Annotated in this window: 19 protein-coding genes; 5 read left to right on the top strand and 14 right to left on the bottom strand. The window is 73.5% G+C overall.

What is annotated here, in order from left to right:
• The first annotated feature begins 153 nt into the window (after positions 1-153).
• The gene (locus ABZ457_RS10430) at positions 154-897 is read left to right on the top strand and encodes a phosphatase PAP2 family protein (RefSeq protein WP_359156051.1); all 744 of its coding nucleotides are present in this window, start codon (positions 154-156) and stop codon (positions 895-897) included.
• A 211-nt stretch (positions 898-1108) separates the two neighbouring features.
• On the opposite strand, the gene ABZ457_RS10425 is transcribed toward ABZ457_RS10430, so the two are convergent.
• Both ABZ457_RS10425 and ABZ457_RS10420 read right to left on the bottom strand, forming a co-directional pair.
• A complete protein-coding gene (locus ABZ457_RS10425; RefSeq protein WP_359156048.1) occupies positions 1109-2701 on the bottom strand; it encodes an FAD-binding oxidoreductase in 1593 nt (530 codons plus the stop codon).
• Positions 2702-2777: 76 nt separating this feature from the next.
• The gene (locus tag ABZ457_RS10420) at positions 2778-2954 is read right to left on the bottom strand and encodes a hypothetical protein (protein WP_359156046.1); all 177 of its coding nucleotides are present in this window, start codon (positions 2952-2954) and stop codon (positions 2778-2780) included.
• A 201-nt stretch (positions 2955-3155) separates the two neighbouring features.
• Here ABZ457_RS10420 and ABZ457_RS10415 point away from each other — a divergent pair, with 201 nt between their 5' ends.
• Entirely contained in the window at positions 3156-3983 is an 828-nt protein-coding gene (locus tag ABZ457_RS10415; RefSeq protein WP_359156112.1) for a hypothetical protein, read from the top strand.
• A 163-nt stretch (positions 3984-4146) separates the two neighbouring features.
• Positions 4147-4350: a hypothetical protein gene (locus tag ABZ457_RS10410; RefSeq protein WP_359156044.1), complete on the top strand. Its 204-nt coding sequence runs from the start codon at positions 4147-4149 to the stop codon at positions 4348-4350.
• Between the two features lie 160 nt (positions 4351-4510).
• Here ABZ457_RS10410 and ABZ457_RS10405 read toward each other — a convergent pair whose 3' ends face one another.
• The gene (locus ABZ457_RS10405) at positions 4511-4885 is read right to left on the bottom strand and encodes a metal-sensitive transcriptional regulator (protein ID WP_359156042.1); all 375 of its coding nucleotides are present in this window, start codon (positions 4883-4885) and stop codon (positions 4511-4513) included.
• Positions 4886-5080: 195 nt separating this feature from the next.
• Here ABZ457_RS10405 and ABZ457_RS10400 point away from each other — a divergent pair, with 195 nt between their 5' ends.
• A complete protein-coding gene (locus tag ABZ457_RS10400; RefSeq protein ID WP_026277555.1) occupies positions 5081-5701 on the top strand; it encodes a DUF47 family protein in 621 nt (206 codons plus the stop codon).
• Between the two features lie 5 nt (positions 5702-5706).
• Positions 5707-6705 carry an inorganic phosphate transporter gene (locus ABZ457_RS10395; protein ID WP_359156039.1) on the top strand — a complete coding sequence of 333 codons (999 nt, stop codon included), beginning with the start codon at positions 5707-5709 and terminating at the stop codon, positions 6703-6705.
• A 90-nt stretch (positions 6706-6795) separates the two neighbouring features.
• Here ABZ457_RS10395 and ABZ457_RS10390 read toward each other — a convergent pair whose 3' ends face one another.
• From ABZ457_RS10390 to ABZ457_RS10340, 11 genes are all read right to left on the bottom strand, one after another.
• Complete coding sequence (locus ABZ457_RS10390) at positions 6796-8277, bottom strand: FG-GAP-like repeat-containing protein (RefSeq protein WP_359156037.1); 1482 nt, start codon at positions 8275-8277, stop codon at positions 6796-6798.
• Positions 8278-8542: 265 nt separating this feature from the next.
• Positions 8543-9319 (bottom strand): phosphate ABC transporter ATP-binding protein PstB, encoded by a 777-nt coding sequence (gene pstB / locus ABZ457_RS10385; protein ID WP_359156035.1) that lies wholly within the window; start codon positions 9317-9319, stop codon positions 8543-8545.
• A gap of 21 nt (positions 9320-9340) precedes the next feature.
• Positions 9341-10420 (bottom strand): phosphate ABC transporter permease PstA, encoded by a 1080-nt coding sequence (gene pstA / locus ABZ457_RS10380; RefSeq protein WP_359156033.1) that lies wholly within the window; start codon positions 10418-10420, stop codon positions 9341-9343.
• Positions 10417-11421, bottom strand: coding sequence for a phosphate ABC transporter permease subunit PstC (gene pstC / locus ABZ457_RS10375; protein ID WP_359156031.1), 1005 nt, complete (start codon positions 11419-11421; stop codon positions 10417-10419). Before pstC ends, pstA begins: the two co-directional genes overlap by 4 nt.
• 100 nt (positions 11422-11521) lie before the next feature.
• Complete coding sequence (gene pstS, locus ABZ457_RS10370; protein WP_359156029.1) at positions 11522-12655, bottom strand: phosphate ABC transporter substrate-binding protein PstS; 1134 nt, start codon at positions 12653-12655, stop codon at positions 11522-11524.
• A 276-nt stretch (positions 12656-12931) separates the two neighbouring features.
• Entirely contained in the window at positions 12932-13417 is a 486-nt protein-coding gene (locus ABZ457_RS10365; RefSeq protein WP_359156027.1) for an NUDIX hydrolase, read from the bottom strand.
• Complete coding sequence (locus tag ABZ457_RS10360) at positions 13414-15012, bottom strand: CHAD domain-containing protein (RefSeq protein ID WP_359156025.1); 1599 nt, start codon at positions 15010-15012, stop codon at positions 13414-13416. Before ABZ457_RS10360 ends, ABZ457_RS10365 begins: the two co-directional genes overlap by 4 nt.
• Positions 14999-17224, bottom strand: coding sequence for an RNA degradosome polyphosphate kinase (locus ABZ457_RS10355; protein WP_359156023.1), 2226 nt, complete (start codon positions 17222-17224; stop codon positions 14999-15001). The genes ABZ457_RS10360 and ABZ457_RS10355 overlap by 14 nt, the downstream gene beginning before the upstream one ends.
• Before the next feature lie 289 nt (positions 17225-17513).
• Positions 17514-18482 carry an ABC transporter permease gene (locus tag ABZ457_RS10350; RefSeq protein WP_359156021.1) on the bottom strand — a complete coding sequence of 323 codons (969 nt, stop codon included), beginning with the start codon at positions 18480-18482 and terminating at the stop codon, positions 17514-17516.
• A complete protein-coding gene (locus ABZ457_RS10345) occupies positions 18479-19360 on the bottom strand; it encodes an ABC transporter ATP-binding protein (RefSeq protein ID WP_359156019.1) in 882 nt (293 codons plus the stop codon). The genes ABZ457_RS10350 and ABZ457_RS10345 overlap by 4 nt, the downstream gene beginning before the upstream one ends.
• Positions 19357-19779: a GntR family transcriptional regulator gene (locus ABZ457_RS10340; RefSeq protein ID WP_359156017.1), complete on the bottom strand. Its 423-nt coding sequence runs from the start codon at positions 19777-19779 to the stop codon at positions 19357-19359. The genes ABZ457_RS10345 and ABZ457_RS10340 overlap by 4 nt, the downstream gene beginning before the upstream one ends.
• Positions 19780-19810 lie beyond the last annotated feature (31 nt).

Below are 19810 nucleotides of genomic sequence, written 5' to 3'. Positions count from 1 at the left end.
GGTGGAGAGCGGAACGGCACCATGGATCGCGTCGTTCCCTTGGACAGGGACAGCCGCACTGACCATGCAGCACGCACCTGACGGATCACGGGGGTTGGCAGAGCGGCGCACAGGCGGTGCGCCCGCAGGCGACAAGGCAAGGGGCCGCGGCAGATGGCTGGACTCGCGAACGGGTTCCCCGTCACGGAGGCGAGGAGCGGGACCAACCCCGACGTCGGCCTGCTCTACGACATCAACGGCCTGGCCAAGGACGCCCCCGGCTGGTTCGACCGGGTCATGTCGTTCACCGGCGAGTACGGGATCATGATCGCCCTGGTCCTGGTGGTGCTCGGCTGCTGGTGGAGCGTCCGCCGGCGCGGCACCACGGAGGACTCCGTCTCGGCCCTCGCCGGACTGGTGTGGGCGCCCCTCGCCGCGGGCATCGCCCTGCTGATCAACATCCCCATCCGGGGTTTCGTCGAGCGGCCGCGGCCGTTCCTCGACCACCAGGGCCTGGAGGTGCTGGTGGCGGGGAAGACCGACTTCTCCTTCGTCAGCGACCACTCGACGATGGCCATGGCGATCGCCGCCGCCGTGTTCATCGCCAACCGCCGCTTCGGCGCGGCGGCCCTCGCCCTCGCCGCCGCCGAGGGCTTCTGCCGCGTGTACATGGGTGTGCACTACCCGACCGACGTCATCGGCGGGTTCGCGCTCGGCACCGCCGTCGCCCTGCTGCTCGCCCCGCTCGCCCTCGCGCTGCTCACCCCGCTGGTGTCCGCGGTGGCCGCGTCGCCGCGTCTCGGCCGGCTGGTCCGCTCGCGCCGGGCGGGCGCCGGACGGCTCGTCACCGAGCCCCTCGACATCCCGGACCCGCGCGGCGGACGGCGCGGCCCGGGGCACAAGGACCTGGCGGCGTAGGAACGCGGGGCACGCGGAGCGCGCGGGATCGGGAGGGGCCGGCCCGGGCGGGCGGCCCGGACGGGGGGCAGACCCCGGCAGCCGCGGGGAGCCCGCCCCCGAGCCCGGCCGCCGCGGGGGCTCACTGCCCGAGCCCGGCCGCGGGGAGCCCTCCGCCCCCGCCGCGGGCCAGACCCGGCCCCGGCCGTGAGGCCGCGTCAGCCCCGGCGGGTCAGATCACCTGGGGGTGGTCGAAGACCCGGTCCGGGTCGTAGCGCCGCTTCAGCCGCGCGAGCCGGTCCGCCGCCGGCCCGTAGTACGCCTCCCGCCAGTTCCGCAGCTCCGGGTCCGCGTAGTTCTGGTACGCGGCCCCCGAGGCGTACCGGCGCAGCGAGGCACGGGTCTCCCGCAGCCAGGACCGCGCCGCCGTGCCCGGAGTGTCCGGCCGCCACGCGGCGATGTACTGCGCGAGCAGCCGGGAGCGCCGGTGCACGAAGGAGGTGGCCAGCGGGTCCACCCGGTTCACCGCCCCGCCCAGCGCGGTGAGCTGGATCGTCCCGCCGCCCGCGCCCTGCCCCGCCGGGATGCGGGTGAACGCCTCTGCCGCCGCGAGCAGCGCGCGCACCCCGCCGTCCGGGATCACGCGGTCGTAGAAGTCCGAGGCCGAGGCGTAGGTCTCGCGCCGCAGCGCGCCCCGCTCCGACCGGCCCGGGGTGGTGCCCGGCAGTCGGCAGCGGTCCTCGTCGAGGGAGGAGCACCCGGCGAAGGCGAGCATCGCGTCCAGATAGGAGCGGGGGCGCAGGGCCACCGAGGAGGCGGGGGACCCGGCGGCGTCCGCGAGCCGGTCGACGGCGTTGCGCAGCCCGGCCTCGTCGCCGAGGGTGAACGCCGTGACGGAGAGGGTCGGCCGCACCCCGCCCGGCCCGGCGGACAGATGCAGCGAGGACCAGATCTCGTCCGGCTGCGCGGGTCCCCACCGCTGCCAGGCCGCGAGCACGGCGGCCGCCCTCGGCCAGGGCCAGGACAGATACGCGGTGACCGTCGGCGGGGCCGGGTGGGTGCGGAAGCGGAAGCCGGTGACCACGCCGAAGCTGCCCGTGCCGCCGCCGCGCAGCGCCCAGAAGAGGTCGGCGTCCGCCTCGGGGCTCGCGGTCCGGGTCCGCCCGTCCGCGGTGACGACCGTCGCCTCCAGGAGGCTGTCGCAGGTCAGCCCGTAGGTGCGGGAGGTGACGCCGTGGCCGCCGCCGAGGGTCAGTCCGGAGATGCCGACCGTGGGGCAGGAGCCGCCGGGGATCGTCCGCCCGGCGCGCGCCAGGGTGCGGTAGACGGTGGCCAGTTTCGCGCCCGCGCCGATGGTGCCGTCCGCCGCGACGCCGTCCAGCGAGGACACGTCGACGACGAGCCGGCCGTCTCCGGAGGACCAACCCCCGTAGGAGTGGCCGCCGTTGCGGACGGCGACGGGGACGCCGTGGGCCCGCGCGTACGCCAGGCACTCGCGGACGTCCCCCTCCCCGGCGGCGTAGGCGACGGCGGCGGGCTTCAGGCCGTCGAAGCGGGTGTTGTAGAGCTGCCGGGCACTCGTCCAGTCCGCGTCGCCCGGGGCGACGAGCCGGCCGTCGAGACCGCGGGCGAGGGCGGCCCAGTCGGCGGGGGCGTTCCCCTTCGGCGTGGTGGACGCGGACGCCGACCCCGGTGGGGAGGCGGGCCGGGTGCCGGGGGTGGTGCCGGCCGAGCCGGTCGGGCCGCCGTCGCCGCCGGTGCAGGCGGTGGCCGCCGCGCCCGCGGTGAGGGCGGTGGCGGTGGTGAGCAGTGTGCGCCGGTCCATGTCGTCCTCCCGGGGACGGAGACGGAAGAAGGGGACGGCGGGTTCCGTCGAGGGGACGCGGCTCGGGGCTCGGGCGTCAGCCGGGCGTGGCGTGGGTGCGGGCGTCCGTGCGGGCGCGGTCGCGGGATCTGCGGGCGGGGCCGGACCATCCGCAGCTGCACCGCGCGACGGCGAAGGAGCCGCGTTCGACGGTGCTGGTGAGATGCGTGGCGCCGTCCGTCGGAGGGGCGGCGGGCGGGTCCTGCTCGGGCACGTGACCACGGTACTGCCCGCCGCCGGGCCGCGGGACACCGCGTACCCGGCGCGGGATTCGGGCCCGCCCCGGGACCGGACCGGCGGGCGGCCGGTGCGTCCCGCGTCCGGGAACCGCGTGACGAGGTGACAGGGGCCGTCGTTAGGGAGGCGGGTGGGATTCCTGGAGGCAAGCGGTCCCGGTATGGGGGTTTGGCAGGCGATGGTGGTGCAGCGGCACTGGGGCAGAAGCGGCACGATGGCCGTCGCGGCGACCGTGGTGGGGGTGATGGCGGCCACGGGGTGTTCCGGCGAGGGGGCCGCGGCCGAGGACGGCAAGGGCGGCCCCGGCGCCGAGGCGGTCCGCACCGCCGCGGACGCGCTGGCCGGGGCGGGCAGCTCCCGGGCCCGGACCGCCATGGAGATGGCCACCGGGGGCACGCGCGTCACCATCCGCGGGGAGGGCGGCTACGACTTCGCCCGGGGCACCGGCCGGCTGCGGGTGGTACTGCCCGAGGACCCGGCGGGCCCGGCCGAGCACAAGCCGATCACCGAGCTGCTGACGCCCGGCGCGCTTTATATGAAGAACCGGGGCGCGGGTGTCCCCGCCGACAAGTGGGTCCGGGTGGACACCACCGCGCTGGACGACGGGAACCTCGTCACCGGCGGGGCGACCGATCCGCTGGCGGCGGCCGAGCTGCTGCGGGGCGCCGAGCAGGTCGCGCTCGTCGGGGAGGCCGTGGTGGAGGGGCACAAGGTCCGGCACTTCCGGGGCACCACCGACATCCGGCGGGCGGCCGAGGTGGCGCGTCCCCAGGTGCGGGCCTCGCTCGCGGCGGCGGCGAAAGGGTTCAGCAAGCACGCCGTCCCCTTCGACGCGTACCTCGACTCCTCGGGCCGGCTCTGCAAGGTGCGGCACCGGTTCACCTTCGCCAACGAGGGCCGGTCGGTGGCGGTGACCTCCACCACCGTGCTCTTCGACTTCGGGACGCCGGTCGAGGTGCGGCTCCCCGAGGAGCGGGACATCTACTCCGGCAAGGTCGGCGCCTGATCCGGCGGCGCCGGAGCCGCCACACGGGCCGGGAGCCCGAAGGGACCCGGGAAGGCCAGGGCGCAAATGGTCCGGACGTGCCATGCGCGGTGTGTGGCCCGCTCCCTACGCTAGGAGACCGGACCGAAGCGAAGCGACAGCGGTGGGAACGAGGTGACGGCGCGTGGCTCCGCCCAGTACGACGGCAGTCCCGGACGACTGCGTGGCCCTCGCCGAGATCGAACTGTGCGGCGAGCTGATGATCGCGGCCTCCGCCGCGGACGGTGAGCGGCTCAGCCCGGACCGGATCGACGAAGTGCTCATGGTCACGGCCGAGCGGCGGGCCAGGGTGCCGGTCCCGCGCCGGGCCGCCGCCGAGAACCGCTGAACCGAGAAGCGCTGAACCGAGGACCCCGGAGCCGAGAAGCGCCGAGCCGAGAAGCGCCGAGCCGAGAACCGCTGATTTCCGGCCAACAGCGAGGGCCCGCGGAGCCGGGCCGCGGCCGGGCCCGCCCCGCGGCACCCGGCGGCGCGCACGGCCGGACCGGTCAGGTGCGCAGCAGGCGGGCGATGGCCTTGGTGGCCTCCTCCACCTTGGCGTCGATCTCCTCGCCGCCCTTGAGGGCCGCGTCGGCGACGCAGTGGCGCAGGTGCTCCTCCAGGAGCTGGAGGGCGAAGGACTGGAGCGCCTTCGTCGAGGCCGAGACCTGCGTGAGTATGTCGATGCAGTAGACGTCCTCGTCGACCATCCGCTGGAGACCGCGGATCTGGCCCTCGATCCGGCGCAGCCGCTTGAGGTGCTCGTCCTTCTGCTTGTGGTAGCCGTGCACCCCGCGGTCGTGGTCGGTCACGACCTCGGTCCCGGTCGCCGCTCCGCCCTCGGTTTCGGAGCCGGTGACGGTCCCGGTCTCGGTGGTCGTCATCGCGTCCTCCCGTTGTCCTGAAAGGGGTCTGTATACCCCTCGTGGGTATATGTTAACGAATCGTGCGGAAATCGGAGGGGGTCTGTGCGGATCAGGCCGTTCGATGGGCGACACTGGGTTGTCGCCGCTCAGCAGTGGCCGGATGATGCGCCTAGCATCAGCCTGACCGACACCGGAACACCCCGAGGACCCCTTGTGCGATTTCGTCTGACCCCCAGGGAGACGAGCTTCTACGACATGTTCGCCGCGTCCGCGGACAACATCGTCACCGGCTCGAAGCTCCTGATGGAACTGCTCGGCGCGGAGCCCTCCGCCCGGGCCGAGATCGCGGAGCGGATGCGGGCGGCGGAGCACGCGGGGGACGACGCGACACACGCGATCTTCCACCAGCTCAACTCCTCTTTCATCACGCCGTTCGACCGCGAGGACATCTACTCCCTCGCGTCCTCCCTCGACGACATCATGGACTTCATGGAGGAGGCCGTCGACCTCGTCGTCCTCTACAACATCGAGGAGCTGCCCAAGGGTGTCGAGCAGCAGATCGAGGTCCTGGCACGGGCGGCGGAGCTGACCGCGGAGGCCATGCCGCACCTGCGGACCATGGACAACCTCACCGAGTACTGGATCGAGGTCAACCGTCTGGAGAACCAGGCCGACCAGATCCACCGCAAGCTCCTGGCCCACCTCTTCAACGGCAAGTACGACGCCATCGAGGTCCTCAAGCTCAAGCAGATCGTGGATGTGCTGGAGGAGGCCGCTGACGCGTTCGAGCACGTCGCGAACACGGTGGAGACCATCGCGGTCAAGGAGTCCTGAGCTTCGTGGACACCTTTGCCCTGATCGTGACCATTGGTGTCGCGCTCGGCTTCACGTACACCAACGGCTTCCACGACTCCGCGAACGCCATCGCGACCTCCGTGTCGACGCGTGCGCTCACCCCCCGGGTCGCGCTGGCGATGGCCGCGGTCATGAACCTCGCGGGCGCCTTCCTCGGCCAGGGGGTCGCCAAGACCGTCAGCGAGGGGCTCATCGCGACCCCGCACGGCGACCGCGGTATGGGCATCCTCTTCGCGGCGCTCGTCGGCGCGATCGTCTGGAACCTCGTCACCTGGTACTTCGGGCTGCCCTCGTCCTCCTCGCACGCCCTCTTCGGCGGGATGGTCGGCGCGGCGCTGGCCGGTGGGACGGATGTGATCTGGACCGGGGTGCTGGAGAAGATCGTCATCCCGATGTTCGTCTCCCCGATCGTCGGTCTGGTCTGCGGCTATCTGGTGATGGTCGCGATCATGTGGATGTTCCGGCGGGCCAACCCGCACAAGGCGAAGCGCGGCTTCCGGATCGCGCAGACCGTCTCGGCGGCCGGTATGGCGCTGGGCCACGGCCTCCAGGACGCGCAGAAGACCATGGGCATCGTGGTCATGGCGCTCGTGATCGCGGACGTCGAGCAGGCGGGCGACGAGATCCCGGTCTGGGTCAAGATCGCGTGTGCGGTGATGCTGTCGCTGGGTACCTACGCGGGCGGCTGGCGCATCATGCGGACGCTGGGCCGCAAGATCATCGAGCTGGACCCGCCGCAGGGGTTCGCGGCGGAGACGACCGGCGCGTCGATCATGTTCGGCTCGGCGTTCCTCTTCCACGCGCCGATCTCGACCACGCATGTGATCACCTCGGCGATCATGGGCGTCGGCGCGACGAAGCGGGTGAACGCGGTCCGCTGGGGCGTCGCGAAGAACATCATCCTGGGGTGGTTCATCACCATGCCGGCCGCGGCGGCGGTCGCCGCGCTGAGCTACGCGGTGGTCTGGCTGATCTTCGGCTGACGGGTCCCGCCCGGCAGCCGGAAAGGGGCGGGGAGAGAAGGGGACACCCCTCTCTCCCCGCCCCTTCGCTTTCCCGGGGTTACGGGACGGTCAGTGGCTGAACCACCGGCCGAAGTGGGCGCTGCCGTTGCCGGCGCCCATGCTGAAGCTCCGGGCGCCGGTGACCCCGTTGGTGTCGATGACCCCGCCGGGACCGGTCGGCAGCTGCCAGACCCGGCCGACCCAGGTGTTCTCGCCGTTGCCGCCGACATAGACCTCGGGCCGGCCGTCGCGGTCGGCGTCGAGGACGGTGACCGCCTCGCCGAAGTGGTCGGACTTCTCGGAGGTGTCCGGGATGCCCTTGGTGTTCTGCGTCAGGACCCGCGCACCCGTGGTGGTCACGCCGGTCTTGGAGCCGCGCAGCACGGTGATCGAGCCGGCCACGGCGGTCTCGGCCCCGGTGCCGCCCTCCCAGGAGGCGCCGACGACGATGTCCGCGTAGCCGTCCCGGTCGAGGTCGCCCAGGGCCACGTCGTTGCCCCAGCGGTCGCCCTTCTCGTTGACGCCGGGGACGCCCGGGGACGCCTGGTCGTAGAAGCGCGCCGGGAGGGTCCGGCTGACGCCGTCGGGGCCGCCGAAGGTGACGGTGATACCGCCGGTCATCTTCTGGATGAAGCGCTGCGGGGAGCCGACGAAGTCCTGGTAGCCGTCGCCGTTGATGTCCCCGAAGCGGCCGCCGTGCCGGGCGTCGATCGAGCCGCCGGGCACCAGCCCGCCGCGGGTGCCCTTGAGGACCAGGGCCTTGAAACCGCTGGTGGTGGCGCCGTTGCCCATCGCGACGATGTCCGCGATGCCGTCCCCGGTCATGTCGCCGACCCGGACGCCGCTGACGGCCACCTGGTCCCTGGCCTTGGTGTCCCGGAAGACGGCCGAGGCCGGCTTGCCGGTGGCGCGGTCGAACGGGCCGTACCGCACGGCCATCCCCCAGTTCGCTCCCGCGTTCGCGGAGCGGACCTGGGCGGGCAGGACGAGGTCCTGCCTGCCGTCGCCGTTCACGTCCCCGATGGCCAGCGAGGAGGACTCGATGGCGGGGGACGCGGTGGTGCCGGCGCCGGCCGGCAGCTCGGTGCCGCCGGAGAGGCCGGCGGGGCCGCCCCACAGCACCAGGATCGTCCCGTTGTCCGTGATGGCCAGGTCGTCGTAGCCGTCGTGGTCGAGGTCGCCGTGGGCGGCTTCCGTTCCCCAGCCGTTGCTGCGGTGCCGGGGCTCGCCCGGGATGCCGGGGGTGGCATGGGTGGTGATCTGCTGCCGGTCCGTGCGCAGACCGGTGGCGGAGCCGTAGATCACGGAGACGGCCCCGGCCCGCTTGATGCCCGTCACGGTGGCGTTCGGGGCGCCGACGGCCAGGTCCGGGTAGCCGTCGCCGTTGAAGTCGGCGGGGGCGGGGACGGCGGCGGCCTTGGCCTTGGTGGCGGCCGGTGCCTTGGCCGCGGGGGCCTTGGCGGTGGGCGCGGCGGCGACCTGGGTCGCGCCGGCGAGGGCGAGGACGGCCGTGGTGCAGGCGGCCGCCGTCACGCGGTGGATGGTGCGCAAGAAGGTTCCCCCAGGGTGCTTCGGATTCACGGGCGGCGGTCGCGGCCCGTGGCGGGTGCACGGGGGAGACCGGCAAGCCGATCATGAGGTTGTGCGGTCGGCGGAGTGGTCTTCGCCATAGTCCGCCCTGGTGCGGGCAGCGTACGGGCCGGTGGACGTGAGTAGGGCCCGCCCCCTCACCAGGGGGCGGGCCCTTCGCCTTGCGGTGGCACCGCCATGCAGCACCGCAGGACGCCTTGCGCGGCCGGGCCCGGCCGCGGCCCGTCTAGCCGAAGCGGCCCGAGATGTAGTCCTCGGTCGCCTGGACGGACGGGTTGGCGAAGATGCGCTCGGTGTCGTCGATCTCGATCAGCTTGCCGGGCTGGCCGACCGCCGCCAGGTTGAAGAAGGCGGTGCGGTCCGAGACCCGGGCGGCCTGCTGCATGTTGTGCGTCACGATGACGATCGTGAAGCGCTCCTTCAGCTCGCCGATCAGGTCCTCGATCGCCAGCGTCGAGATCGGGTCGAGTGCCGAGCAGGGCTCGTCCATCAGCAGGACGTCCGGCTCGACCGCGATCGCGCGGGCGATGCACAGGCGCTGCTGCTGGCCGCCGGAGAGGCCGGAGCCCGGCTTGTTGAGGCGGTCCTTGACCTCGTTCCAGAGGTTGGCGCCCCTGAGGGAGCGCTCGACGACGTCCGCCAGCTGGCTCTTCTTGTAGGAGCCGTTCAGCCGCAGGCCCGCCGCGACGTTGTCGAAGATCGACATCGTCGGGAAGGGGTTCGGCCGCTGGAAGACCATGCCGACCGTGCGGCGCACGGTGACCGGGTCGACTCCGGAGCCGTACAGGTTCTCGTCGTCCAGCATCACCTTGCCCTCGACCCGGCCGCCGGGGGTGACCTCGTGCATGCGGTTCAGGGTGCGCAGGAAGGTGGACTTGCCGCAGCCGGAGGGGCCGATGAAGGCCGTCACCGAGCGGGGCTCCACCGTCATCGAGATGTCCTCGATCGCCTTGTGGGAGCCGTAGTAGGCGGTCAGGCCGCTGACGTCGATTCGCTTGGCCATGGGGATCACTTCCTGGGTGGCCTAGCGGCCGGTCTTGGGGGCCTTCCAGCGGGCGATGCCGCGGGCCACGAGGTTGAGGAGCATGACGAAGGCGATCAGGACCAGGGCGGCGGCCCAGGCGCGGTCGTAGGACGCCTCGCTGCCGACGCGGTACTGCTCCCAGATGTAGAAGGGGAGCGAGGACTGCGGGCCTTCGAAGGGGTTGGCGTTGATCAGCTGGCTGCCGAAGACCAGCAGCATGATCGGCGCGGTCTCACCGGCGATACGGGCGATGGCCAGCATGACACCGGTGGTGATGCCGCCCAGCGCGGTCGGCACGACCACCTTCACGATCGTCCGCCACTTCGGCACGCCGAGGGCGAGGGACGCCTCGCGCAGCTCGTTCGGGACGAGCTTCAGCATCTCCTCGGTGGAGCGGACGACGACCGGGATCATCAGGATCGCCAGCGCCAGCGCGCCCATCAGGCCGGAGGGCTGGAGGTTGAACATCAGCATGATCGACAGCAGGAAGAGGCCCGCGACGATCGACGGGATGCCGGTCATGACGTCGACGAAGAAGGTCACGGCCTTGGCCAGCGCGCCCTTGCCGTACTCGACCAGGTAGATCGCGGTGAGCAGGCCGACCGGCACGGAGACCAGGGTGGCGATGCCGACCTGCTCCAGGGTGCCGAGGATCGCGTGGTAGACGCCGCCGCCCGCCTCGAAGCCGGGGACGCCGGCCATCGAGTGGGTGAGGAAGTACCCGTCGAGGACCTTCACACCGCGGCTGACGGTGACCCAGATCAGGGAGAGCAGCGGGATGACCGCGAGGACGAAGCAGACCCAGACCAGGCTGGTCGCGAGCCGGTCCTTGGCCTGGCGCTTGTTCTCCACGGCGCTGGTGACCGTGTACGAGATGGCGACGAAGAGCAGGGCGGAGATCAGGCCCCACTGGACCCGGCTCTCCCAGCCCGCGGCCAGGCTGATGCCGACGCCGAGGGCGATCGACACGGCGGCGAAGCCGGCCGGTGCCCAGCGCGGCAGGGAGCGGCTGCTCAGACTGCGGCGGGGGCCGGGCGCGGGGGGCGCGGCCTTGGGGTGCGTGACGGCTGCGTGGCTCATGCGTTGGCCCCCGAGTACTCCTTGCGGCGCGCGATGATCAGGCGGGCCGCGCCGTTGACCAGCAGGGTCAGGATGAAGAGGACCAGGCCGGAGGCGATCAGGGCGTCCCGTCCGAGCTCGTTGGCCTCGTCGAACTTGGCGGCGATGTTCTGGGCGAAGGTGCCGCCGCCCGGGTTGAGCAGATGCAGGGAGATCACGAAGCTCGGCGAGAGGACCGTGGCCACCGCCATCGTCTCGCCGAGCGCGCGTCCGAGGCCGAGCATCGAGGCGGAGATGACGCCGGACCGGCCGAAGGGCAGGACCGACATGCGGATGACCTCCCACCGGGTCGCGCCGAGGGCCAGGGCGGCCTCCTCGTTCATGCGCGGGACCTGGAGGAAGACCTCGCGGCTGACGCTGGTCACGATCGGCAGGATCATGATCGCCAGCAGCACGCCGACGGTGAAGAGGGAGCGGGCGACCCCGACCTCGGTCTTCTCGAAGACGTACGTCCAGCCGAAGAACTGGTCGAGCCAGAGGTTGAGGCCCTCCAGGTACGGGACGAGGAAGAGCGCGCCCCAGATGCCGTAGATGATCGACGGCACGGCGGCCAGCAGGTCGACCACATAGGCGATCGGGGTGGCCAGCCGGCGGGGCGCGTAGTGGGAGATGAAGAGCGCGATGCCGACGGCGACGGGGACGGCGATCACCATGGCGATGATCGAGCTGACCACCGTGCCGAAGAGGAGGACCGCGATGCCGAAGACGGGCGGGTCGCCGGCCGGGTTCCAGTCGAAGGTGGTGAGGAAGTTGCCCTCGTCCTTCGAGATGCCGAGCACCGAGCGGTAGGTCAGGAACGCCGCGATCGACGCCATGAGCAGGAGGACGAGGATGCCGGAGCCGCGGGACAGGGCGACGAAGATCCGGTCCCCGGCCCGGCCGGTGGATTTCCCGTCCCCGAGCCCGGCGGCCGGTGGCGCCGGCGGGGGCGGGGTGAGGTCTGTGGGTGTCGTGGAAGCCATGGTCTTTCCGGTCTGTGGTGGGGGAGCGGGACGGCTCCCCTGGCGGCGGTGCACCGGAGGGCGGGCCGGCGGGGGCTGGGCCCCCGCCGGCCGCGCGGTCCTACTTCAGGCCGGCGACGGTCTCGCGGACCTTGCTGTTGATCTCGGCCGGGATGGGGGCGTAGCCGTGCTCGGAGAGCAGCTTCTGGCCCTCGTCACCGGAGGCGTAGGTCAGGAAGGACTTGAGGGTGGAGAGGGTCTCGGGGTTGTTGCCGCTGTCGCAGACGACCTCGTAGGTCACCAGGACGAGCGGGTAGGCGCCCTCGGCCTTGGTGGCGTAGTCCAGCTCCAGGGCCAGGTCCTTGCCGGTGCCCTTGACCTTGGCGGCGGCGATGGCCTTGGAGGCGTTCTCGGAGGTGGCCTCGACCGGGGCGGAGGCGCCGGTGGCGACGTTCACCGTCGGGATGGACTGCGAGGTGGCGTAGCTCAGCTCGAAGTAGCCGATCGCGCCGTCGACCTGCTTGACCTGGGCGGCGACACCGGAGGAGCCGGAGGCGGCCTGGCCGCCGGGGGCGGGCCACTTCTTCTCGGCCTCGTAGGGCCAGTCGGCCTTGGCGGTGGCGCCGAGGTACTTGCCGAGGTTCTGGGTGGTGCCGGAGTCCTCGGAGCGGTGGAAGGCCTGGATCGCCTTGTCCGGGAGCTCGGTGCCCTCGTTGAGCTTGGCGATCGCCGGGTCGTTCCAGTTCTTGATCTTGCCGTTGAAGATCTTGGCGACGGTGGCGGCGTCCAGGTTCAGCTTGTCGACGCCGGAGAGGTTGTAGCCGAGGGCGATCGGGCCGCCGACCATGGGCAGGTTGATGCCCTGGCCGGACTTGCAGATCTTCTTCGACTCCTCGACCTCGTCGGGCTTGAGCGCCGAGTCGGAGCCGGCGAAGGCGACGCGGCCCTGGTTGAAGTTGACGATGCCCTCGCCGGAGGAGGAGGACTTGTAGTTGACCTCGACACCCGTGCAGGCCGCCATGTAGTTCTTGACCCACAGGTCCATGGCGTTCTTCTGGGCGCTGGAGCCGGCGGCCATGAGCTTGCCCTTGGCGTCGTCGCACTTGATGTTCGACGCAGCGCTGGTCTTCTCGCCCGTGCCGCCCGTGCCGCCGGCGTTGTTGTCCGAACCACACGCCGTGAGGACCAGGGCACCGGAAACGGCGAGGGCACCGAGCGCGGCGGCGCGAAGCCCGTTCTTGCGCTGAAGCTTCACTTTCGGGGGTTCCTTCCAGTTGCCGCTGTCCGTGCGGCGTGTGTCGGGGTGGGGGGCCGGCACTGTGCCGGTCACCGTGTAAGGCCGAAATTAGGCAGATCAGGTGAAGTGGCCGACGGGGGAGAGTGAACGCGAGGTGAACCGTGTCGGGCGGCCCGGTGCCACTACCCAGCATTGACCCGTTCGGCCGTGGCGGCCTGTCGGCGCGGCGGTGTGTCGGGGCGCGCGGGGGTACGGGCCGGCGGGGCCCGGAGCGGTGGGGCGGGCCGGCTGCTGTCAGGCGTCGCGCAGGGCGGCGAGGAGGGCGTCGACGAGGTCCCGGTCGCGGGGCTGGGTGAGCCGGCGGCGGGCCGCGGCGGGCGGGAGCCAGACGATGGCGTCGACCTCGGCGCTCGCGGCGAAGGAACCGGACCGGGTCTCGGCGGCCCAGTAGGTGACGTGCTTGGGCCGCCCGTTGGCGAGGTAGCGCAGGGACGGGAGGCGGGCGCCGGGGACGCAGCGGTGGCCGGTCTCCTCCAGCACCTCGCGCAGCGCGGCGGCGAGGGCGTCCTCACCGCGCTTGAGCTTGCCCTTGGGGTGCGACCAGTCGTCGTACTTGGGGCGGTGGACGAGGCAGATCTCGATGCCGGGGCCGCCGTGCGGGGCGTGCCGCCACAGGACGCAGCCCGCCGCCAGGACGGTGTCCTGGCCCGGGTCCTGGCCCCGGCCCGGGTCCTGGTGCGCGCCGGGGGCGGGGTGGGTCGCGTGGTCGCGTGCGTTCATGGCGCCGGCACCGCCGTCGTGGTGTGCCGCCACTCCTGCTGGAACGCGAAGCGGGCCGCCTCCACCTCGTGCCGCTGGTCCGCGTGGAGCACCCCGAGGGCGTACGCGGTGGCCGGGGCGATGCGCGGGGTCCGCGCGGCGGCGGCCGCGGCCTCGGCGGCCTCGGCGGCGTCCCGGTGGTGGTCGAGCAGCAGCGCGGCCCGGACGAGGACCGGGGCGGCGCCGGGGCGCGCCGCCTCCTGGGCGTAGCGGTGCAGCCGCAGCAGCCGGCGCACCTCGTGCCAGGGGGCGTCCTGCCGGGCGTCGTCGGGTTCGGGGGCGAGGCCGCCGCCGAGGGCCTCGGCGTTGTAGGGGTGGGCGGCGCGGCTCAGCGGCAGCCGGGCGACGGCGTCCAGCAGCCGCCGCTCGGCCAGGTCGGCGAGGAGGGGCAGGGTCTCGTCGGCGGGTCCGGCGGCCGCGGGGGCGAGCGGGAGATCCGAGGCCAGTAAGGCGACGGCGTCCGCGACGGCGTGGAACCGGGCGGACCCGAGGGCGCCGAGCGCGGCGGAGTGGGCCCGGGTCCGGGCGAGCGTGAGCCGCCGCTCCAGCAGCGCCCCGGCCCGCGCGGCCCCGACCGCGAGCGCCCCGCGGGCGCCCCCGGCGCGGGGGGCGGGGCCCGTGCCGGGCGCGGTCGGGGCCGCGCCGGTGGCGGGCGGATTGCCGGTGGTCGGTGTGCCCGGGGTCCGCCCGGGGCTTGCCGGGCCCTCGCCGGTGGAGGCCGGGTCCGCCGTTGCCGGGCTCGTGGGCCCGAGGCCCATGGCCGGGCCGGTGCTCGCGTCCGAGCTGCGCGGATTGCCGGTGGCGGGTGGGACCGGGCTGCCGTCCTGGGCCCCGACCGTGCCCGCCGGCCCGCCGTCGGCCGGGGCCGCGCCGCCGGTGGCGGGTGTGGCCTCGCGGGGGGTGCCCGTGCCAGGGCCCGGGCCCGTCCGGGGCCCGCCCCTGGCCGGCCCCAGGCCGGCGGGCGTGGTGGCCTGCGCATGTGCGGGCACCGGGCCCGCCGTCGCCCGTCCGGCGGGCCCGGGTGCCGGGGCCGGGCGGTCCACCGCGCCGTCCCCGGGAGCGGTCCCGGCCGCTGCCGGGTGCACGGCTGTGGCGTCGCCGCCTCCCGCCTGCGGGCCGGTTCCGGCCCCGCTGCCGGCCGGTGACCGCCGGGCCGCGCTGGTGCCCGCGTCCGCGCCCAGCGGGCGGAGTTCCGTGCGGGCCGGGGGGACCGGGGAGGTGCCCGAGAGGCGGGAGAGCGCGTCCATCAGGCGCAGGAGGCGGGCCGTGCAGGCGTGTTCCTGGGCCAGGACGGTCGAGAGCCAGGTCAGCTCCGTGCGCAGGCCGTCCGCCCAGGACGGGTCGAGCAGGGGCCGGAAGGTGGCGAGGGTTCCGCCGATCCGCCGGGACGACGCGCGCAGGGCGCGCGCCGCCTCCGCCGCGGCCACCGTGTCCGCACCGCTCTCGCTGTGCAGGCGCAGGCTGCGCAGGAAGTCCGCCGCCTGCGTGTGCAGGTGGCGGGACAACTGTTCACCCGCCGTGGCGGTGCCGCGGTGGGACGGTTCAGGGCTGTGCACGCCGGCGCCTCCGGGCGTCTATGAGCATCTCCTGCACATGCCGCAGCGGCTGCCCGTCCGGGTCGGTGGCGTGCCGGGTCCACGCGCCGTCCGGGCCGAGGTGCCAGGAGGCGGTGGAGTCGGACATGCCCGTCTCCAGGAACCGGGTCAGGGTCGCGCGGTGGGCCGGGTCGGTGACCCGGACGAGTGCCTCGATGCGGCGGTCGAGGTTGCGGTGCATCATGTCGGCGCTCCCGAGCCACACCTCCGGCTCGCCCCCGTTGCCGAAGGCGAAGACGCGCGAGTGCTCCAGGAAGCGCCCGAGTATCGAGCGCACGCGGACGTTCTCCGAGAGGCCCGCCACCCCCGGGCGGATCGCGCAGATGCCCCGGACCCAGATGTCCACGGGCACGCCCGCCATGGCCGCCCGGTAGCAGGCGTCGATGATCGCCTCGTCCACCATGGAGTTGACCTTGATGCGGACGTACGCGGGGCGCCCGGCGCGGTGGTGGGTGATCTCCTGGTTGATGCGCTGGATCAGCCCGTCGCGCAGGGACTTGGGGGCGACCAGCAGCCGGCGGTAGGTCTCGCGCCGGGAGTAGCCGGAGAGCCGGTTGAAGAGGTCGGAGAGGTCCGCGCCGACCTGCGGGTCCGCGGTGAGCAGGCCCAGGTCCTCGTAGAGCCGGGCGGTCTTGGGGTGGTAGTTGCCGGTGCCGACGTGCGAGTAGCGGCGCAGCGTCTCGCCCTCCTGCCGGACCACCAGCGAGAGCTTGCAGTGCGTCTTCAGCCCGACCAGGCCGTAGACGACGTGGCAGCCCGCCTCCTCCAGCTTGCGGGCCCACTTGATGTTGGCCTGCTCGTCGAAGCGGGCCTTGATCTCGACGAGGACGAGGACCTGCTTGCCCGACTCGGCCGCGTCGATCAGCGCGTCCACGATCGGGGAGTCGCCGGAGGTGCGGTACAGGGTCTGCTTGATCGCCAGCACGTCCGGGTCGGCCGCGGCCTGCTCCAGGAACGCCTGCACGGAGGTGGAGAAGGAGTCGTAGGGGTGGTGCAGCAGCACGTCCCGCTCGCGCAGGGCCATGAAGATGTCGGGGGCGGAGGCGGACTCCACCTCGGCGAGGTCCCGGTGGGTGCCGGCGACGAACTTGGGGTACTTCAGCTCGGGCCGGTCCAGGGCCGAGATCCCGAAGAGGCCGGTCAGGTCCAGCGGCCCGGGCAGCGGGTACACCTCGGCGTCGGAGACCTTCAGCTCGCGCACCAGCAGGTCCAGGACGTAGGGGTCGATGGACTCCTCGACCTCCAGGCGGACCGGCGGGCCGAAGCGGCGGCGCATGAGCTCCTTCTCCAGCGCCTGGAGCAGGTTCTCCGCGTCGTCCTCCTCGACCTCCAGGTCCTCGTTCCGGGTGACCCGGAACATGTGGTGGGCCAGCACCTCCATGCCGGGGAACAGCTCTTCGAGGTGGGCCGCGATCACGTCCTCCAGCGGGACGTACCGCTGGGGGGACGCCTCCAGGAAGCGGGAGAGCAGCGGCGGGACCTTGACCCGGGCGAAGTGGCGGTGGCCGCTGACCGGGTTGCGGACGACGACCGCGAGGTTCAGCGAGAGGCCCGAGATGTAGGGGAAGGGGTGCGCGGGGTCCACGGCCAGCGGGGTCAGCACGGGGAAGATCTGCTGGCGGAAGAGGGTGAACAGGCGGGCCTGCTCCTTCTCCGTGAGCTCGGGCCAGCGGATCAGGTGGATGCCCTCGTCGGCGAGGGCGGGGGACACGTCCTGCTGGAAGCAGGCCGCGTGCCGGGCCATGAGCTCGCGCGAGCGGGTCCAGATCAGGTCCAGGACCTCGCGCGGCTGGAGACCGGAGGCGGAGCGGGTGGCCACACCGGTCGCGATACGGCGCTTGAGACCGGCGACGCGGACCATGAAGAACTCGTCCAGGTTGGACGCGAAGATCGCCAGGAAGTTGGCCCGCTCCAGCAGGGGGGTGGCCGGGTCCTCGGCGAGTTCGAGGACGCGCTCGTTGAAGGCGAGCCAGCTCCGCTCGCGGTCGAGGAAGCGTCCCTGGGGCAGCTCGGCGCCGGTCGCCGGGTCGTCCTCGTAGGTGTCGGCGTCCGCGTCCAGGTCGGGTTCGAGATCGGAGACCGTGGCGGCGACGGTGTGCGGCCGGTGCGCCGCTATGGACGCGACGGACGGCTGGGGGTGCTGGACCGGGACCTCGGCAGGCTGCTGGCTCATGGAACCATTCTTCCGCGCGGAGAGGCTCGGCGGCGCGTCGGAGCGGGGCGGAGCGAGGGCTTTTCTCCCGTTCGGGGAGTCGGGCGCGGCGGTCTGCATCGACCGAGGGTCGCAAGGGTGTCTGAATGGCCGGTAACGACGACATGACGTACGGGCAAGCGGGACGGGGTCCGCGGGGGTCCGTCCGGGCCCGGGCGGTCCGGGGCGGGGCCGTCCCCCGATCGGCCCCGTCCCGGTGGCGCCCCGGCCCCGGCCGTGTGCGGCCGGTCCGGGGCGGGTCTCTGGGCCCTCAGCCGTGGCGGCGCCGGAAGACGCGCAGCGCGGTGTACGCGAGGGCGGCGGCGAGCGCGAGGACGACGGCGGTCTCGACGAGCTGGAGGGGCCAGAGGTGGGAGCCGGGGTGGTACTCGAACCACCGGCCGGTGACCTCGTGCTCGGCGAGGCAGGCGAGCCGGTCGGGGAAGCAGGTGGTCTCCGGGAGGCGCTGCCCGGACGCCGTCAGCAGTCCGCTGTCGGTGACGAGCAGGCCGTTGGGCAGGGGGTACGCGTCGGCGACGGGGCGCGTCCCGGAGAGGACCGGCCAGAGGTCCGTCCACCGGGAGGCCAGGACCGCGAGGACGGCCCCCGTCGTGAGCGCGGCGACGGACATGGCGACCAGCGTCCGGCGCACCAGCAGCCCGGCGAGGGCTCCGACGGCGACGGCGAGCAGTCCGTGGGCGGTGACGGTCGGCCCGAGGACCAGGAAGACCTCCCGCGAGGTCCAGGTGTGGGGCGCGTCGCCGGAGACCGGGGACCAGAGCAGCCGGAACGCGCCGGTGGCGACGGCGGTCAGCACGGCGACCGCGATCGCGGGGACGGCGAGCTTCACGGTGAACCAGCGCACCGGGCTCACCGACTGGGACCAGGCCAGCCGGTAGGTGCCGCTCTCCAGCTCGCGGGCGATGAACGGACCGGCGACGACGGCGGCGACGACCGGCGGCAGGAGCGTCCCGCTCAGCGTCGCCCACCCGACGACCGCCGTGATGGTGCCCCGGACCGTGGTGCGGGCGAACGCGTTGCGTTCGAAGTCGTCGGGTGGCGTCGCCTCGTACCAGACGCGCAGCCCCACCGCGGTGACCCATGCGAGCGTCAGCACGACCGCCGCGGCGGTCAGGACGGTGCGGTGCTGGCGCACCACGACCCAGGCGGGGCCGCGCAGCCCGCGCCGGACGGGGGTCGCGGCGGGACCGGCCGTGGCGGGGGCGGCGGGGGCGCTCATGCGGTCACCGCCGCGTCGGGCGTGAGCAGGGCCGGGGCCTCCGATGCGCGGAGATGGGCCATCAGCAACTCCTCCAGGGACGGCGTCGAGGTCGTCCAGACGGGGTTCAGCGGACCCTCCCGGCGGACCAGGGCGGTGAGCTGACGGCCCGTCGTGCGGGACTCCACGACGGTGTGCGGGTCCAGCTCGGCTATGGGTCCGGTCAGCAGGGTGTGGGCGGCGAGCAGCTCCTCGGTCCCACCCGCCAGCCGGACGCGCCCGCCGTCGACGAGGAGGACGTGGTCGCAGGTGTGCTCCAGCTCGGACAGGATGTGGGAGGAGATCACCACGGTGGTGCCGTGCTCGCCCGCCGCGGTCATCAGCTCGGCCATCAGCCGGTGGCGGGCCAGGGGATCGAGGTCGGCCATGGGCTCGTCCAGCAGCATCAGTTCGGGACGCTTGCCCAGCGCGAGGGCGAGGGCGACCCGGGTGCGCTGGCCGCCCGAGAGGGAGCGGACGCGGGAGTGCTCGTCGAGTCCGCCCTCGGCGACGACGCGTTCGGCCGTGGCGGCGTCCCAGCGGCCGGGGTTGAGCTCCCGGCCCAGGCGCAGCGTGTCCGCGACGGTGAGCTGCGGGTAGAGGGGCTTCTCCTGGGCCACGTGGGCGACCCGGTCGCGGGCGGCGCCGGGCGGGCCGCCGAGGACGGTGAGGTGCCCCGCGTCGGGGCGGGTCAGCCCGGCGGCGAGGGCGAGCAGGGTGGACTTGCCGGCCCCGTTGGGCCCGACCAGGGCGCACACCCGCCCGGCGGGCAGCCGGAACGAGCAGTCGTCCAGGGCCGGCCGCCCTCGTCTGCGGTACTGCTTCCCGAGGCCCCGGGCCTCCACTGCCGTCGCGGTCATCCGCCGCCCCCCTTGTCTGCCGTGTCGTCGTGTGTCTCGTGGTGCCCGGGTGCGTCCTCCGCGAGGACGGAGTCGAGCAGCGCCGTGATGTCGTCCGCCTCCAGTCCGGCGGCGCGGGCGCGGCCGACCCAGTCCGTGAGTTCCGCGCGCAGCGCGGTGTCGGCGGCCCCGCCCCCGAGGGTCCGGGTGACGAAGGTGCCGAGGCCGCGCCGGGCCTCGACCAGGCCCTCCCGTTCCAGCTCCCGGTACGCCTTGAGCACGGTGTTCGGGTTGACGGCGGTGGCCTCGACGACCTCGCGTGCCGTGGGCAGCCGGTCGCCGGGCTCCAGGAGCCCGAGCCGGAGGGCCGCCTTGGCCTGCTGGACGATCTGGAGGTAGGTGGCGACGCCGCTGCGCCGGTCGATGCGGAACTCGACCACTGCTGCACCACCCTTTCACTAATCGATTAGT

This window comes from Streptomyces sp. NPDC005805 (assembly GCF_040630445.1).
Lineage (GTDB): Bacteria > Actinomycetota > Actinomycetes > Streptomycetales > Streptomycetaceae > Streptomyces.
Note: the sequence above shows the minus strand (reverse complement) of the source record. Positions and strands in the feature narration are given on the sequence as shown.

Coding starts and splice junctions, on each gene's coding strand:
- ABZ457_RS10355 (WP_359156023.1), bottom strand. CDS start 17,224: ATGAGCCAGCAGCCTGCCGAGGTCCCGGTCCAGCACCCCCAGCCGTCC.
- pstB (WP_359156035.1), bottom strand. CDS start 9,319: ATGGCCAAGCGAATCGACGTCAGCGGCCTGACCGCCTACTACGGCTCC.
- ABZ457_RS10430 (WP_359156051.1), top strand. CDS start 154: ATGGCTGGACTCGCGAACGGGTTCCCCGTCACGGAGGCGAGGAGCGGG.
- ABZ457_RS10345 (WP_359156019.1), bottom strand. CDS start 19,360: ATGACCGCGACGGCAGTGGAGGCCCGGGGCCTCGGGAAGCAGTACCGC.
- ABZ457_RS10365 (WP_359156027.1), bottom strand. CDS start 13,417: ATGAACGCACGCGACCACGCGACCCACCCCGCCCCCGGCGCGCACCAG.
- pstC (WP_359156031.1), bottom strand. CDS start 11,421: ATGGCTTCCACGACACCCACAGACCTCACCCCGCCCCCGCCGGCGCCA.
- pstA (WP_359156033.1), bottom strand. CDS start 10,420: ATGAGCCACGCAGCCGTCACGCACCCCAAGGCCGCGCCCCCCGCGCCC.
- ABZ457_RS10405 (WP_359156042.1), bottom strand. CDS start 4,885: ATGACGACCACCGAGACCGGGACCGTCACCGGCTCCGAAACCGAGGGC.
- ABZ457_RS10425 (WP_359156048.1), bottom strand. CDS start 2,701: ATGGACCGGCGCACACTGCTCACCACCGCCACCGCCCTCACCGCGGGC.
- ABZ457_RS10415 (WP_359156112.1), top strand. CDS start 3,156: ATGGTGGTGCAGCGGCACTGGGGCAGAAGCGGCACGATGGCCGTCGCG.
- ABZ457_RS10350 (WP_359156021.1), bottom strand. CDS start 18,482: ATGAGCGCCCCCGCCGCCCCCGCCACGGCCGGTCCCGCCGCGACCCCC.